9 protein-coding genes are annotated in these 16,460 nt (G+C 70.8%); 2 read left to right on the top strand and 7 right to left on the bottom strand.

Translation table 11 applies throughout. The features are described from left to right. Positions 1–12 precede the first annotated feature (12 nt). From ACF068_RS13235 to ACF068_RS13225, 3 genes are all read right to left on the bottom strand, one after another. Entirely contained in the window at positions 13–3,888 is a 3,876-nt protein-coding gene (locus tag ACF068_RS13235) for an AAA domain-containing protein (RefSeq protein ID WP_392274304.1), read from the bottom strand. Beyond that, entirely contained in the window at positions 3,885–4,310 is a 426-nt protein-coding gene (locus ACF068_RS13230; protein WP_392274303.1) for a hypothetical protein, read from the bottom strand. Before ACF068_RS13230 ends, ACF068_RS13235 begins: the two co-directional genes overlap by 4 nt. Before the next feature lie 104 nt (positions 4,311–4,414). After that, positions 4,415–4,855, bottom strand: coding sequence for an ATP-binding protein (locus ACF068_RS13225; protein ID WP_392274302.1), 441 nt, complete (start codon positions 4,853–4,855; stop codon positions 4,415–4,417). Positions 4,856–4,995: 140 nt separating this feature from the next. On the opposite strand from ACF068_RS13225, the gene ACF068_RS13220 reads away from it, so the two are divergent. Then, complete coding sequence (locus tag ACF068_RS13220; protein WP_392274383.1) at positions 4,996–5,898, top strand: helix-turn-helix domain-containing protein; 903 nt, start codon at positions 4,996–4,998, stop codon at positions 5,896–5,898. Continuing rightward, on the top strand, positions 5,864–6,067 hold the full coding sequence (locus tag ACF068_RS13215) for a DUF397 domain-containing protein (protein WP_392274301.1): 204 nt from the start codon (positions 5,864–5,866) through the stop codon (positions 6,065–6,067). Before ACF068_RS13220 ends, ACF068_RS13215 begins: the two co-directional genes overlap by 35 nt. A 50-nt stretch (positions 6,068–6,117) precedes the next feature. Here ACF068_RS13215 and ACF068_RS13210 read toward each other — a convergent pair whose 3' ends face one another. The 4 genes from ACF068_RS13210 to ACF068_RS13195 form a co-directional block, all read right to left on the bottom strand. Continuing rightward, entirely contained in the window at positions 6,118–11,301 is a 5,184-nt protein-coding gene (locus tag ACF068_RS13210) for a class I SAM-dependent DNA methyltransferase (RefSeq protein WP_392274300.1), read from the bottom strand. Between the two features lie 13 nt (positions 11,302–11,314). Continuing rightward, positions 11,315–14,269: an SNF2-related protein gene (locus tag ACF068_RS13205; RefSeq protein ID WP_392274299.1), complete on the bottom strand. Its 2,955-nt coding sequence runs from the start codon at positions 14,267–14,269 to the stop codon at positions 11,315–11,317. An 83-nt stretch (positions 14,270–14,352) separates the two neighbouring features. Further along, positions 14,353–15,642: a protein kinase gene (locus ACF068_RS13200; RefSeq protein ID WP_392274298.1), complete on the bottom strand. Its 1,290-nt coding sequence runs from the start codon at positions 15,640–15,642 to the stop codon at positions 14,353–14,355. A gap of 107 nt (positions 15,643–15,749) precedes the next feature. Further along, positions 15,750–16,439 carry a hypothetical protein gene (locus tag ACF068_RS13195; protein WP_392274297.1) on the bottom strand — a complete coding sequence of 230 codons (690 nt, stop codon included), beginning with the start codon at positions 16,437–16,439 and terminating at the stop codon, positions 15,750–15,752. Positions 16,440–16,460: the final 21 nt, after the last annotated feature.

Below are 16,460 nucleotides of genomic sequence, written 5' to 3'. Positions count from 1 at the left end.
GGGGTGCGCGGCTCAGGCGAAGAGCGGCTCCAGCGTCACGTCACCCGCCAGGATCCGCCACGCCGGCACCCGGACCGTCCGCGCCACCGGTCCGGGCTTCGCGCCGAAACCGCCGGACGGCAGCCCGGGCAGCAGGTCGCCGCGCGCGTGCGTCAGACGCAGATGGCGGGCGGGGTCCTGCCCGTGCTCGGGCCCGGTGTCGACGAGAACGGCGGTGTTGGCGCCGTCCACCGTGAACAGCAGGTCGACGACGTGCCCGCCGACCACCGCCTCGCGCTCCAGGTCAGTCACACCACAGCGCCCGAGGAAGTCCTGGAGCCGGTCCGTGAGCTCCTCCCGGAAGGCGCTCCGGGGCCTCGCGCCGAAGCCCGCGCCGGGCCCGTCCGCCGACGCTCCCGTCCCCAGCACCTCCGACCGCCCCGCAAGGAGCGCCGGAAGCCCCGACTGCCCCTGCCAGAAGGCATGGCTGCCCACCGTGATCAGCTGCGACTTCGCCCGGGTGACAGCGACGTTCCACAGGTTGACCTGGCTCGACACCCAGTGCGTCGTACGGGGCGGGGTGTTGACGGTGGCCACCGGGCTGAGGACCATGACGTCCCGCTGCCCACCCTGGAAGGCGTGCACCGTGCCGACCCGCACGCGGTCGTCGTCCGCCCACACCCGCGCCAAAGCGTCCTTCTGCGCGCGGAACGGCGTCACCACGCCCACCGTCGCGTCCTCGGGAAGCCGCGCGAGCAGCTCGTCCACCGTCTCCCGCACCCGGGCGGCCTCCGCCGCGTTCCGCGAGGACCGGCCACCCGCGCCCAGCGCGGACGCGCCGTCCCGCACGTCGACCCAGCCGAGGGCAGGAGCAGGACCGCCCGACCCCACCGGATCGAGCGCCGGAACCTGCCTCCTCACGTCAGTGAGTACCTGCAACTGACCCGCGTAGCAGTGACCGTTGACGACATCGGCGATCGCCGGATGGCACCGGTAGTGCTCGTCGAGCAGCAGCGTCTCCTCGCCGTGCTGTGCCGCGGCATGGTACGCGGAATACACGTGGTAAGCGAGCCGGTGATCCTCCAGCTGCGCCGCGCTCAGCCCGGCCCGCACGCGGGCCTGCCGCTCCTGCTGCGCCGTGATCCCGGGAATGTGCCCGAGCTGCATCGGATCCCCGATGATCAGCGCCCGCTTGGCCCGGAACAGCAGCGGCAGCACCGCCGGGATCGAGCACTGGCTGGCCTCGTCGATCACGACGAGGTCGAAGAGCTCCGGGACGAGTTCGAGCTGACGCACCGAGTGCGTGCTGATGGCCCAGCCCTTCAGGTGCGCCATCAGATTGCGCTGGCTCTTCCAGAAGCCGGAGCGCCGGCGCAGGGCCTGGAGCCGCTGGGCCATCAGCGACCGCCCCCGCGTCATCGCCTCGGCGGACACGGCCCGGGCCAGCTCGCCCGACACCTCCGACAGACCCGCCCGGCTCTCCAGCCGCGCCTGCTTCAGCGCCTCCTCGTCCAGGGCGAGATGCCCCGGCACGAGGCTCCTGAGCGCGCTTTCCACTCCGGCGGCCTCGGCGAGGGCGAGCAGCAGCTCGGGCGGTACGGGCCGTTCCGCGGCCCAGTCCGGCCACGCGCCCGTACCGCCCTCCCCGGCGGAGGCGACGAACGCGGACAGCGCCCGCCCCCTGCGCCACCGGCCGAAGGAGTACCAGCGGGCGACGACGGCCCTCTGCGCCCGGTCCTCCCAGGCGGCGAGCGCCGCGCTCCCGCCCTCGGACCACGCCCGCTCCAGCAGCTCCACCGGCAGCCCGAGCTCGTCCGCACGGCGCTCACGCTCCCGCAGCAGTTCCAGCAGCCGCGCCTCCTCGCCGACCAGCCGCGCCGCCTCGGCCTCGTGCACGGCGGCCCGAGCGTGCCGGTTCCTGAGGTCACCCGCCACGGTCGCCGCACCCCGTGCCGGGGCCTCGACCGGCTCGGCGAGCAGCCGCTCCAGCTTCGCGGCCTCGGCCTCCAGAGCCTCGGAGTTCCCCGTCCGCATGAGCAGCCCGGGGGAGATGGCGTCGCAGCGCTCGGCCACCACGTTCACGGCCTCGTTATTCGTGGAAGCGACGAGGACGGACTGCCCGGCGGCCACCGCGGTGGCGACCACCGCCGCCACCACCTCGCTCTTCCCGGTGCCGGGCGGCCCGGTGGAGACGGTGAGCGGCCGGGTCATCGCCGACGTGATCACCCGAGCCTGGCTCTCGTTGCACGGTCCGGGGGAGACCAGGACGGGCGGCGCGCCGCTCCCGCCCGGCCCGCCGTCGCCACCCCCGGTGAGGAGCGCGTCCAGGGCGGTGCCGGGGATCCGGTCGGCGCGCGTGGACATCTGGAGCAGGTTCTCCACGAGCCCTTCGGACGCGGCCCGCTCCAGACCCGAGGGCGTGAGGAGGACGGCGGCGTTGTGGGCGCCGGATCGCAGCGAGTCCATGACGGACCGCTCGCTGAGCGCGGACAGGTCGAGCGGCTCCAGCTCCGGGAGTTCGAGCCGCGTCAGGAGTTCCCGCACCGCCTTGACCATCTGGGCGGCGTTGCCCTCCTGCCAGGTCGGCTGCCAGCGGCCGAGCAACTCGGCCGCCTCCTCGTCCTCCAGCAGCTCCGCGAGCACACCGCTGTGCAGCGAAGGCACCCCGCTCGGCCGCAGCCGGTCCCGCCCGTTCTCGTCGGGCGCCAGCTCCATCGGCTGGACCAGCAGCGGCGCGATGCGCACGGCGGCCCGCCGGCCGCCGTTACCGCCGCGCTCGGGCAGCGTCACGGCCGGGTACCCGTACCAGTACTCCTGCAGCCCGGCCTCGTCGACCTTCGCCCCGGTGCTCTTCGCCCTGGGCAGCCCACCGGGCGCGGGAAGACCGGACCCCAGTCCCGACTGGATCGTCTCCGCCCCCTGCCCCAGCAGGAAGTAGTCGGAGCCCCGGCCACTGTCCCGGTCGGGCAGCATCTTCGACTCGGCCTGCGCCCGCAGGCAGTGCGCGTAGTAGCGCAGCAGACGCTCCCGGTCGACGCCGTCCCGCGCGTCCTGCGCGACAAGGCCCCGGGCCTTCGACAGCGCCGAGGAGACCGGCAGACCGCCACCGGCCTCCGGCGGCGGCTCGGGAAGCCGGACGGACCGCGCCACCGAACGGGCCAACGGCAGGGAACGCGTCGCACGGATGGTGGACTTCGTGGGCCGCTGCTCCTCGGGCACGCCGATGCGGACCATCTGCGCGGTCAGGTACTCGAACAGGTCGTCCGGCGTGATCCAGCCACTGTCCTTGATCCGCCCGCTGCGCAGCCCCTCGACGATCTCCCCGGTGAACCGCGACGTGCCGAGCGAGGAACCGGCCGGAGCCAGTGCCGAGGCGGCCTGGAGGGCGTCCGAGGCGGTGATGAAGTACACGCCGGTCGGCCGCAGCAGCGTGCTGGGCGCGGGCCGTTCACCGCCGTCGGCCGCTCCCTTGGCCGTCCAGCCCTGGACGACGGAGCCACTGGAGCAGCAGTCGAGCAGCACGACCTTCGAGGAGGCCCGGCACGACGTGAGCATCCGCTCCAGGAACTCGGCCGGTACGGCGGTACCTGGCAGGTCGTCCGGATCGGCGTCCCGGGTCAGGAAGTACAGCTGCCCGTCCGCCTCGCAGAACTCCCCGTGCCCGCTGAAGTAGAGCAGCGCCGTCTCGCTGGCCTGCCGCTCCTCCAGGAACGTCTCGACGGCGTGCAGCATCTCGGCGCGCGTCGGCTCCGCGACCATCGCGCAGTCGTTGTACATGCCGATCTCGGTGCTCTCCAGCACCGCCTGCATGTAGTGCAGGTCCGCCCGCACCGCCGGCAGAGCGTGGTACCGCTCGCTGTCGTACGTGGATACGCCGATCAGCATGGCGTACCGGTCGTTGTCACTCACGCCGCGCCCGGCCCGCCCTGCGCGCTGCCCTCGTCCGCCGAACCCTCACCGCCGTTGAGGAACCGCTCGATCTGCGCGTCGTCCGCGCGGGCCTGCTTCCCGGAGATCGTCAGCGTCGCCCCGTCGGGCCGCGTCACGACGATCGTCCGCTGCGGCACGCGCGCCAGCCAGATCTGAAGGGCGGCGGCGACCAGGGAGCCGCCGCCGAACACCAGACCGAGGAGCTCCGCGACCGGTCCGCCCTTGTCGTTGGTGGTGCCGGTGGCCGCGGGCCCGGCCGGAACGTCGAGCGCGGCCTGCGGGTCTGTCTCGGCGAGGGCAGCGAGCAACTCGCGGGCCTCGCGCCGCGCGCGCAGCGGATCCTCGTCGACGATGGAGATGCGGTAACCGGCGGCCGGGTCGGTGTGATGGGTGCTGCTCACGTGCGCTGTTCCCCCTTGGGCTCCCCCGTGCAGTGCACACACGGACGCACGACCCTAGCGACATGCACGGACAGACCGTAGGCCAATTTCCGAAAACCCGCTGGTCATTGGCGTGAAAGGTGCAGTTCGGCCCACACGGTCTTCCCCGGAGCGCCCACGCGCGGCGCCACCGCCCACCGACTCGCCAGCCGCGCCACGACCAGCAGCCCGCGCCCCGACTCGGCGTCTCCGGGCGGCTCGTGGGAGGAGAGCAGCGGTACGCGCTCAGTACGGGTGTCGGTGACCTCGATACGCAGGGTGTCCGCCGAATCGGTGAGCCGGAGGTGGAAATCCCGCCCGGGCACGTGCCCGTGACGCACGGCGTTGCCGGTCAACTCGGCGGCGATGAGCGTCATCGTCTCGTTGTCGGTGGAGGTGTAGGGGTGGCCCCAGCTGTCCAGACAGTGGGAGACGAGCCGCCGGGCGAGGCGGGCCCCGCGCGGTGAGGACGTGAAGCGCATCGCGAACTCAAGGGCGGTGGATGCAGGGGAAGGTTCGCTGTTCATGGGACACAGGCTGGCGCCTGCCGCCTACGCTGAGTAAGGCTCGACGCGCGTACAGGGGGCGGTGGTGGGCGCGGTGTCGGTACCTGTAGGCGGCGCGGAGCGTGACGGCCGACGCGGAGCGGCGTTGGCCGGTGGAGGTGATGGCGGGCGTGAACGAATCCACCCAGCGGGCAGAGGACGACGACCCGGCCAGCGACGCCGCCGCCCCGGACCCGGGCTCGGGCATCCTGCGCGTCTTCGGCCGCCAGCTGAAACGGTTCCGGGTACGGGCCGGGGTGGAGCGGACGGAGTTCGGGGCGCGGCTTGGGTACTCGGCGTCGACGATCGCGGCGTACGAGCAGGGGCGGAGGGTCCCGCCGCCGCGCTTCATCGACCAGGCGGACGAGCTGCTGGACGCGGGCGAGGTCCTGAAGGAGATGAAGGAGGAGGTGGCGCGGGCGCAGTACCCGGCGTTCTTCCGGGATGCGGCGAAGTTGGAGGCGGAGGCGGTTGAGCTTCATGTGTACGGGACCAAGGCCGTGCCGGGCCTCCTCCAGACCGAGGACTACGCCCGAGCAGTGTTCACCATGTCGCGTCCTCTGCTGCCTGAGGAGACGGTGGAGCAACGGGTAGCAGCGCGGCTCGCGCGGCAGGAGATTCTGGCCAGGGTGCCGCTGCCGACGATCAGCTTCGTCATTGAGGAAGCGGTCCTGCGGCGTCCCTTGGGGGGCCGGATGGTGATGCGGGGCCAGCTCGAACAAGTCCTGCTGATCGGCCAGCGCCGAAACGTCGAGATTCAGGTGGTGCCCACCGAACTGGAGGAGCACGCTGGACTCGAAGGCCCCTTCACCTTGATCGAGACGGGTGACGGACGGAGGATCGCCTACGTGGAGGGATACAAGGACAGTCGGTCGCACACCGATCGCAAGCCGGTTCGTGAGTTGGAGGAGCAGTACGGCATCCTCAGGGCCCAGGCGCTCACTCCGCGGGCATCGCTGGTCTTCGTCGAGAGAAGTTGCTGGGAGAGTCATGAACACCGAAAAGCCCCCCGGGACCACGGATGAGTTGGCGTGGTTCAAGAGCAGTTACAGCACGGGCTCCGGCGGGGAGTGCGTGGAGGTGGCTGAACGCCGAGGCAGCGTCCACGTCCGCGACTCCAAGGACACGCGCCGTCCCGGGCTTGAGGTCGACGGATCTGCATGGACCGCCTTCGTCGGCTTCGCGAGCCGGTAGTACCAAGGCGTGGCTGCCCCGGGCCGCGAAAGGTCCGGGGCAGCCGCATGTCATGCTGCGCTCTCGACGGCCGCCTTGCGCGCCGGAGGCGACCAACGCCCGAGCTCGCTCTCCTTGTCCAGCCGCGCCTGGAAGTGGGCGTGCGCGGCCCGCATCTCGGCTTCACGGTCGGCCTTGTAGAAGGGCCCGACGTAGCCGGCGGGGGGCGGGGTGTTGGCGGGGTCGGCGAGGTGGGCTTCGAAGTCGAGCCAGTCCTGCTTAGTCTGGCCGTGGCCGTAGGTGTTGTGGTTCTGGGCGATTTTGCGACCGTTAGCGTCGAACCACATTGCCATCTCGAAATCTGACAGAACGGGGTAGCGCGACCTGTACACGGCAACTAGTTGGTCGGCGGTCATGCCGAGCCAAACGGCGACGAGCGCGTCCAGCTCGACCAGTGCAGCCCGGCGCTCGTGCTCCGTGCGGAGGGCTGTCTCGAAATCCCAGGCGGATGTGAGGCCTGCCGCAATTGGTTCAAGATTCAACCAAGCGGGATTGGCCCAATCCTCGTAACCCGCCCATTGAGGGTTGAACAGTTCCGCCCAGAGGGGGGCATATGCACTTGTAATGGCGTTCAAGCGAAGGGAGCGCAGAAGGAGGGCGGAGGAAAGGGGGTGCCTGGGGTCGGGGGCGGGCATCTTGCGAGCCTCGGCAGCGCGCAAGTGCCTACGCCCTGTGATGCGCAATAGATAATCCAGGGGGAGGGATGCCCAAAACCCCGCATTCAAGGCCGTCAGTCTATTGTCCTTGAGTGCCATCGAGTTCACAGCGTCGACATGTGCAGGGCCCGGCGGGACGAGCGCAGCGAAGAGGCTGCGGTTTCCATCGAAATCGATCATGACGCGCCATGCCAGTCGGAAGTAGTCGGTGTAGGGCCTCCCGTCCCATTTGTCTTGTGCCTGTCGATAGGTCTCGCTCGTGCAAGCGCGAACATAGTTTACGCGTGGGAGGTGGTCAGGGCTCAGTGTGTGGGGCGGAGTCTCAAACCAGTCCCGGGGGGAATTGCACGGGATCTTCGGGTTCTGTGCGAATGGCGTGCCGATCAGAAGATGTGACCCCTGGAGGATGAGATCCGCCGTGGAGTCAACCTCTCCTGTTGCCTTCTTGATCAGCTTCTTGACGTCCCTGTCAATTTTTTCGTTGAAGCCATCGCTCGGAGAGTATTCTTCGTGCTCCACAAGTCGGTAGCTCTGTTCGGTCAGCCTGCTAATTGCGCCCTGTTCCTCGCTGGTGACGGGGTACAGCATGGGGGCCTGTGCGTCTGGCTTACCCCCTCCGCCCGTCAGCTGGTTCCACTCGCATAGACGTTCGATGTCGACCTGAATTAGACGAGCCGCATGGGGGCGGGTCTCCCATGCTCCTGCATGCTTGATTCCGGGCAGGGGGCCAGTTCCATCGTGGGAGAGGGACGATGTCAGGGTATCGGGGGAGAAGAGCCAGCTCGTGTGAGTGAAATTGGCCGGCCGGGCGCTGCCGTAGATGTTGAGGCTGAACTGGCGGGTTCCCTGTACCTCCTCGAAAATCTGCAGTCGATTTGAGAAGTGTGCGTGAACCCGTAGGTGCTGATATGTCGCCTCTCGGAGCTCCCCCTCCTTCGTGCCGCTGAAGTGGGTATCGGGGTGGATCAGCCCTGCGACTCCGGTTGAGGCGCTGCTTTTCCATGTGTGCGCCATGAAGGCCCGGTAGAGGTCTGGGCGTGTTTTGGCAAGGAGCTTATAGGTTGCGCCAGAAGAGAGGTAGGTGGCGACTCCGGTGGTGGTTGCCAGCTCATCAAGGAGGTATTTGCGGTTCTCCTCGATCTCAAGGGTCTCGGCCTTTCGGAGGTTCAACTCTGCTGCATCGAGCTTGTCACTGAACACGAACAAGGGATCCAACTCGGCGAGAACCGAGTCCTCCTTCCAGTCCGGTCTCACCCACGGCGGATTCCCCACCTGCAGATCAAACCCGCCGCGCCCCGCAAACACTTGGGCGTACTCCAGCTCCCAATGGAAGAACCCCTGCCGCTTGGCCACGTCCCCCGCAACCGACACCCACGGGAACCGACCCTCCAGCCAGTACGACCGGTCCATGCCCATCCAGTCTGGCAGCTCGTCCTCGTACCGCTCCAGGTCACCGAGCGAATCGAAAGACGCCACCAGCGACTCCGCCGGCACATCGTGCGTGCCCAGCAGTGCCTCCGCGAAGTCCAGCCAGTCGTCCAGATTCGCCAGGGGAATGACCTCGCGGCGCTGGCCCACGAAGGACTGCTCGCCCTTGCGCGTGCCCTTGCGCCGCTTGTCGATGTCGCCGCGCCTGACCTCCTTCACCGTGACGTTGCCGAGGAGGTCGACCTCCTCGTACGTACGGATCACGTCCGACGCCCCGGACTCCGCAACGGCCCCGCCCTGCGGCACGGGCACGACCTCCGCCCGCTGGTACCGCGCGTCAGTTCCGTCCAGCAGCGCGGCCTCCTGCACGGGCCAGAACCAGAGCGCGCACCACGTGTCCATGAGCTTCTTCAGCCGCCAGTACGGGGTGTCCACCGCCGTGAGGTCGGCCAGCACCTTCTCCCGGGGCACGGCCTCCTTGGGTCGGCGCAGCCACTCCGGCTCCGCCTCCCACACGTCCACCCGCCGGGAGATCTCCCGCTCGGAGATCGTCAGCCGCTGCACCACCAGGTCCCACAGGTACTCGGCGCGCCGGGCCAGGCCCTGCAACCGGGCTGTCTGCTTGGCCGTCGGGGACTTGGTGACGGCCTTGCGCCACGCGCCGAGCGCCTTCGCGGCCTCCGGCGCCAGCGCCTTCGCCTCCTTCTCGGCGGCGACCGCGCCCCACTCCTTCGCAGGGAGCAGGAAGTGGTGCACCGCGCCCTCGGGCAGCGGGACGCCCGCCTGCGCGTCCGCCAGCGGATAGCGCTCCGGGGTCGTGCCCAGCCAGCCGCCCTTCTTCAGACGCTCGGGGCCGTACATCTCGCGCCGGCCGCCGATGAGGGAGTTGCCGCGCCGCAGGTGGAGGCCGAACCAGGGGGCCTCCATGCCGGGGTGCATGGTGTTGAGCCACAACGACACCTCGGCCAGCTCGACCGCCGTCTCGTTGAGGTCGACGCCGTACGAGTTGTGGAGGGCGATGTACGCCTTGGCCTTCTGGAGTTCGACGGCGTACTGCTCGGTGTCGATGGAGTGGCCGAGTTCCTTCTGGCGGCGGCGGAGGTACTCGGCGGCGACCTGGTTGATGGCCTCGTTGAGGAACGCGCCGGAGCCGAGGGCTGGTTCGCAGATCTTCCAGTCGAGCAGCTCGCGGGCCTCGGTGACCGTGCCGTCCGGGTCGAGGCGGTGCTGGAGGGCCAGCTGCACGGTGACCTTGGTGAGGGATTCCGGCGTGTAGTAGGAGGCCGAGGTCTGGCGGTCGCGGCCGGAGAGCCGGTAGACGAACGAGCCGGGGGCGTACCGGACTCGGACCTCCTCGCCGGTGTGCGCCTCGGGGCGTGGGACGAAGTCCGAGGCGTCGTATTCTTCAGCCTTCGACTTGGGAACCAGCCAGGAGCCGTCCTTCGGGTCGCCGCCCTTGGCGACCTCGTACAGCTCCTCGCCCGCGATGAAGCCTGAGTACGACATCAGGCCCTCGTACACGGCGCCGAGCTGGTTGATGCCCAGCTGGGCGTATGAGATGAAGCCGCCGCGCTCACCCTTCTTGCCCTTGGTGAGCATGAGCTTGTGCAGGACCTCGTACAGGGTGGCGTTGCGGAGCCGGGTGTCGAGGTAGCGGACGCGCTCGCCGCGGGCGAGGGCCTCGTCGGCGTCGTGACGGGGGTCGACGACGGCGTCCGCGCCGATCAGCTTGATCGAGTCCCGCTCGAAGAGCGTGGAGTGCAGGGGCTCGAAGCGCAGGCCTAGGTCCTCGCTGCTCTTCGCGCCGACGGCGCCGACCGCGTCGGCGGTCTCCGCCGTCTCCGCCGCCTCGCCGTGGATGCGGCGCGGCCGGTAGCCGTCCTGGACCTTGCGGAACAGCAGGTCCAGGGACTCGTACAGGTAGAAGCCGCGGCGGGACTTCTCATCGACGAGGTCCCGCTCCGCGACGAGTTCGCCGAGCCGACCGAGGCCGTAGCCGAGCTGGTACTCGGGATAGTCGGACGGCAGGATGCCCAGCTCGGGGCGGGCCTCGGCGTACAGCAGGAACAGGATGCGGTAGAGGTAGCGCAGCGACTCGCGGGTCAGCTGGCGTCCGAGTTCGGGGAGTTCGCCGATGTCCTGGGGGCGTACGCCCTGCTCGCGGAGGCGTTCCAGGACCTCGTTGGCGATCAGCTCGACGCTCAGCCGCAGGCCGTCGCGCAGCTCGCTGGAGACGCCCACCGCGTGCTTGGTGGACTTGCCGACGAGCTCGGCGAGCGGGTTCTCGCCGCCCTCCTCAGGGGTGCGGAGCGAGTCGGCGCCGAACAGCGCGGCGACGGTGTCCAGTTCGCCGCCCGGGCGGGTGTCGTTGCGCTGGAGCGCGAGGTCGAGGGAGACGGCGAGGTAGCGGCCCTCGCCCCAGACCATACGGTCGGCGAGGACGACGACGCCGCCGACGAGCAGCAGGACATAGCGCGGGGCGTCGTCGCAGGCGAACAGGAACAAGGCCAGCTTGGAGCCGGTGGTCAGGCTGTTCGAGCCGTCGAGGACGACGGGGTCGAGGAGGCGGCCCGGGCCGTCGGGGTCCAGAGCGGCGTCCGCTTCGGCGGCCCAGCCGCAGTCGACGGCGACGAGGCCCTTCTCGGCGTGCGCGACCGTGATCTCGTGGCTCTGGCCCGCCCGCCAGACGGTGAGGTTGCCGGGCTTCGCGTCGTAGCCCAGTGCGCGCAGGACCTCGGCGTTCAGCGCCTGTACCCGCTCCCGCCAGGCGGGGGCGGCGTACGTCAGCGCGTCGTCGCCGGTATCGGGCGTGGACGCGGTGCCCTCCGCGTCCTCGGGGAGGGCGAAGAACGAGCGGGCACGGAAGTAGTCGCGGCGCAGTGCCCGGAGACCGGCTCGCGGGGTGATGGGCAGGGCCTGCTTGGCGTCCTCGCGCACGATGTCGGGGCCCTCGGAGGGCGCCGCCTCTCCCGTACCGGCCGGGGGCTTGGCGGCCTCCTCCCGCTCCTTCCAGGTCTGGAGCAGGCCCGTCTTGAGGTCCTTGGGCAGCACCTCGGCGAGGTAGTGGGCCGAGAAGTAGTCGCCGCGGTTGACCAGGGAGTCGTACGTCATGACAGTGGCTCTCTCAGAGGGCGGCGGGCGTGGCGGACAGGGGCGCGGACGCGGCCGGTGGTGCGTCGGGGTCGGGCAGCAGCACCGCGAGGACGCGGAGCATCGGGCGCTGCCCGGTGGTCAGCAGGTCGTCGGCGAGGTCGGTGAGCCGCCGCTTGGTGCGCTCGCCCGCCAGTGTGGGCTGCTCCCAGTCGCCGAGGCGCAGCTTGTGGCGCTCGATCGACTCGCGCAGCGGCTGGTCCCAGGCGTCCCGGTGCCGCTCCATGAAGGCCTCGGCTGCCTCAAGGACAGCGGGGATGCCGGCGGCGAGCGGGGCGGGATCCCGGTGGCGGAGCTTGTTCGCCATCGTCGGGCCGACCCCGGAGCGGCGCAGCAGCGACACCATGTCGTCGTCCACGGCCCCGCCGCGCGTCACCCCCATCCACTTCACGACCGTCGGCCGGCCCAGGGCGTTCGAGTACACGCCCTGGACGAGATAGGTGGGCTCCGCCACCTCGGCCGTGATCATCGGCGCCTCCTGGCGCCCGAGCCGGACGAGGACCTTGTCCGTCAGCCACTCGACGACCGGGTGCAGATCGGTCAGCAGCGAGATCTCCGGCCAGCTGGAGGTCGAACCCGCCTCGCGGGCCCGCTGGAGCGACTGCTGGGCGAGCCGCCGGTTGAAGGTGACCAACAGCCGCTCGCGCAGCCGCTGTTCGCGCAGGTAGTCCACGGGCAGCGCCTTGAGGCGGTGGAGGAGGTCGGCCGGGGGACGGAAGGACAGCAGCCCCTGCTCGTCACGGTCGAGGTCCAGGCGGTCGCGGGCGTCCGGGTACACCTCGCGCAGCGCCTCGTCCAGGAAGTGGGCGGTCGAGTCGAAGAGGCGAGGGAGGACGGAGCCCGTGGCCACTTCCGTACCGGTGGCGCCTCCGGCCGTCTCGGGGGCGGACTCTCCGGCCGCGGCGCCGTCCTCCGCCTGAGGCTCGTCGCCGACCGCGCCGAAGAAGTCCGCCAGGAAGTCGTCCATGGCATCCGTTCCGGCGTCCTCGCCGGATCGGCGCCCGTCGAGGGACTCGTCCACGGTCCTGCCGCGCAGCAGATCCTGGATGAGGGACTTCTCCTCGGCCTCCGCGCGGTAGAGGCCGGTGACGGCCTCCGCAGTGCCGAGCGAACGGTGCGCCTGGTCCTCGCGCTCCAGGAGCCGTTCGGAGACAAGGGTGTCGTCCTTCGCACCCTCGGTGCCGCTGGTGAGGATCAGGGCGCGGAACTGCGGCGGCTGGGCCTGCCCGTAGCGGTCGATGCGGCCGTTGCGCTGCTCGATGCGGATCAGCGACCACGGCACGTCGTAGTGGACCAGCTGGTGGCACTGGCGGTGCAGGTTGACGCCCTCGGAGGCCACGTCCCCCGTCAGCAGGATCCGTACAGGAGCGCCGGCCAGCCCGAACTCCTCCACGACCCGCATCTGCTGCTCGTCGGAGAGACCGCCGTGCATGACGCGCAGGCAGTCCTTCGCGGTCCTGCCCCGGAAGCCAAGAGCGGCGGGTAGGGCGGTCGCGAGCCACTCCAGCGTCTGGACGCGCTCCGAGAAGACCACGACGCGGGTGTCGGAAGACGGGCCGACGCCGATGCCCTCCAGCTGCTCCACGAGCGCGGCGAACTTCGCCGAGTCCGCCTCCGTCAGGTCCGCGGTCAGTTCCGCGAGCCGGCGCAGTGCGGCGAGCTCCGCGCCCGTTGCGCGGGGGTCGTCCTTCTTCTCCAGGGTCTTGATGCGGGCGCTCACGGTGGCCTTGAGCGCCGCGTGCGAGGAGAGGAAGGACTTGAGGAGCGTGTACGGGAAGAGCGGGACGGGGCTCACGGACGGGCTGCCGTCGCGCGGCAGCCAGACGGCCGCCAGCTCCTCGAAGATCCGCTCCTCGGCCGGGGTGGCCGGGCAGTGTACGGCCTGGGACGGGCCGCGATCCGCCCACTGGCCCTTCATCTGCTCGCGGACCTCGGTGCTGACCTTCGTACGGCGGATGAAGAGGTGCTCGATGTCCTCGGCACGGTAGTTCTCCGGGTCGCGGATCGCCGCCGGGTCCAGCAGGGCGATCAGCTCGGCGAACGACCTCGCGTCGCCGTTGTGCGGCGTGGCGGAGGCGAGGATCAGGGCGTCGGTGCGCGGCGCCAGGGTCTGGGCGAGCTGGTTGCGCAGGGAGCCGCGGTTGATCAGGTTGTGCGACTCGTCGATGACGACCGCGTCCCAGCGGATCTGCTCCAGGTGGTGGCGGTACTGATCGGTGTTCTTCAACGTGTCGATCGAGACGATCACGCGCTTGAAGAACGTGAACGGATTCCGTCCCGCGGGGATCTCGCGCTGGATCCGCTCGATGCCCACCGAGTCCAGCCGGACCAGCGGAATGGCGAACCGCGTCCATAGCTCGTGCTGGAACTGCTCCAGGACGTGCTGCGGCGTGACGACGAGGATGCGCTCGCCCCGGCCGCGCCGGATGAGCTCCGCGAGCGTCAGACCGATCTCCAGCGTCTTGCCCAGGCCCACCACGTCCGCGATCAGCAGCCGGGGACGCAGATTGGCGCCGGAGAGCGCGAGTTCGGCGGGGCGGCGCTGATAGGGGAGCGGGTCCAGGAGGAAGGAGTCGGCGAGCGCGAGCCGCCGCTCGGACTGGGGCAGTGCCGTGCGGCGCAGCACGGCCTCCAGGAACAGTCGGGAGCGCCGGTAGGTGGGGGAGTCGTCCGCGATCAGGCGGGTGTCGCGCGGGTCGATGAGCTCGACGGTGTCCAGGCCGGTGAAGAACACGGCCTCCTGATCCCGTACGAAGTCGGACACCCCGACCACCTCGACCCGGGTGCCGTCGTCGGCGGTCGGCACCGCGTTCCGGACCAGCCACACCTCGTCGCGTACGAGCACCTGCGCGCCTGCCGGGAACTGCTCCTGCCCCGCCGCGTCCGACGCGTCGCCGTGCTGCTCGGGGCTGGTCTGGACGGCGGTCACCCGTGTCCTCCTGTGGTGTTTCGTGACGGTTGTGGCAGGCCCCTCAGTATCGCGGGTCCACCGGCATCGTGAGCCCGCCGGTGTCAGAACGCGGCTTGGGCCGCGTACACCTCGCGGAGCCGCTGCGCGGTGATCCGGGCCTGGGCGGAATGCAGTCGCTGCCCGGAGCGGCCGCGGGGAGCGCGGGAAGCCGCTGGCGGCGTGGGCGACGGGCTGTCCGTGCTCGTGGCGGGTTCCGGGGCGGCGGGTGCGGACGAAGGCGCGTCGGTTCCGGACCGCGGCGCGGGACGGTCGACGAGCGTAGGGGTCGGCTCGGGGGCGGCCGGCTCGTCGACGTCAGGCGCGGGGGCGGCCGACGGGGTGGAGTCCGGGGAGAGCGCCACGGTCGGCCCTGCCGTCGGCGACGTGTTTGTCCCGGGAACCGCCGGGGCCGCCGGGACGGTGGGCGGTAGGGGGAGGGCGACCGTGGGCGGCAGGCTGTCCAGCGCATGCGAAGGAACCGCCGTGTGCGTCGTGAGCCGGCGCCGTGCCTGGGCGACCTTGCAGCCCTGCGCTTCGATGACCGCCCGGCACTGCTGGACAACGTCGCTCAGCGCCGGCCGGTCCTCGGCCCGGTGCGCGAGCATCGCCGTCAGCAGGGGCACCAGCTCGTCGGGGACCCCCGACAGGTCGGGAGCCGTCTCTGGGTCCGTGACCTGGTGGAAGAGGACGTGGATGTTCGGGGCCTGGTACGGGAGGTGACCAGAGACGGCGAACAGCATCACGGCGCCGAGCGCGTGCACGTCGACCGCGGGGGTCAGCGGCCGGTCGCCTCGTGCCTGTTCGGGCGCCATGCAGGCCGGGGTGCCGACCACGGCGTTGGGCGCGGTCAGGGACACGCTCGACTCGGCGAACACCGCGAGGCCGAAGTCGATGACCTTCGGCCCGTTGGGGCCGAGCAGCACGTTCGCGGGCTTGAGGTCACGGTGCAGCAGACCCTGCTTGTGCACGGTGGCGAGCGCTTCGGCCAGCGTCGCCCCGAGGGAGGCGGCGAGCAGCGAGGGAAGCGGGCCGTGCAAGGCCACGTGCCGACTCAGGTCGGGGCCCTCGATGTACTCGGTGGCCAGCCACGGCGGATCGGCCTCCGCGTCGGCGTCGAGCAGCGCCGCGATCCGCGCACCCCAGATCGTCTTGAGGATCTCCACTTCCTGGGCGAAGCGCTGCCGGGTCTCGGAGTCCACGACCGACGGCTTGATCACCTTGACGGCTGCGGGCTCCCCGCCGGGTGACTCGCCCAGGTACACCTGTCCCATGCCGCCGTGCCCGATGCGGCCGAGCAGCTCGTAGCCCCCCAGCTCGACGGGGTCATGCGGGCTCAGGGGGGCGATGTGCACGAGGGGCCTTTCTGCTCGTGAGCGGGAGGACGGAGCTGACGTGTCCGGTCGCACCGCACACGGTATCCGGCCGGAGACCGGTGCCGTACGGGCGCGGAGATGGCCTGCTATCCGAGGTCGCGCCTGCGCTCCGCGAGGCAGCGGACCCACAGCTCGCGGGCCCGGCGTGCCTCGTGCGCCGATTCCCCGGCGAAGGCCTCGTCGGCGAATCCCACGGCCGCGACCTGCTCCACCACGTGGACGAGGTGCGCGGCCACCTTGCGGATGCGTTCGGCGTGCGCCTCACGCAGCCGTGGCGCCAGCTCCTCCTCGCGGGCGGCAAAGGCCATCAGGTCGTCGAAACCCGCGTCGTCCGCGTACGCGGAAGGGAGAGCGGGCAGGTCCGCCCCGGTGAGACGGCGCACCGCCGGCAGGGCGCGCTCGGCCGCCTCCTCCCGTCCGAGGACACGGTGCAGCAGCTCTCGGGCGCGGTCCGTGCCGCGGACGCGAGCGGAGACCGCGTCCAGGGCGTCCAGCTCCCGACCGACGCCCGGCTCGTCCTCCGCCGCGAGCAGGGCGCTCAGCCGGGCGGCGATCGCCCGGCCCGTGGCCGAGGCGTCGTCGATGACGTCGTAGCAGGCGTCGAGCTCCTCGAAGGCGCGCTCCGCCGTGCGGATCGCGGCCGTCACCATGGTCAGGGTGTCACCGTCGAACCGGCCGACCGCCTGGGCGAGCTGCGCCGACGTCATGGACACCGCAGCCAGCAGCTCCTCGGTGTGCCGCTGCCTGGTCGGTCCGCTCGTCGTTCCGGTGCCCACCGTTCCCCCTCGCCGTGCCTG

The organism is Streptomyces sp. NPDC016309 (assembly GCF_043077235.1).
GTDB lineage: Bacteria > Actinomycetota > Actinomycetes > Streptomycetales > Streptomycetaceae > Streptomyces.
This window is presented reverse-complemented; position numbering and strand designations above follow the sequence as displayed.

Excerpts from the sequence above, each read along its gene's own strand:
- ACF068_RS13225 (WP_392274302.1), bottom strand. The coding sequence starts at position 4,855 with ATGAACAGCGAACCTTCCCCTGCATCCACCGCCCTTGAGTTCGCGATG.
- ACF068_RS13220 (WP_392274383.1), top strand. The coding sequence starts at position 4,996 with ATGGCGGGCGTGAACGAATCCACCCAGCGGGCAGAGGACGACGACCCG.
- ACF068_RS13215 (WP_392274301.1), top strand. The coding sequence starts at position 5,864 with ATGAACACCGAAAAGCCCCCCGGGACCACGGATGAGTTGGCGTGGTTC.
- ACF068_RS13210 (WP_392274300.1), bottom strand. The coding sequence starts at position 11,301 with ATGACGTACGACTCCCTGGTCAACCGCGGCGACTACTTCTCGGCCCAC.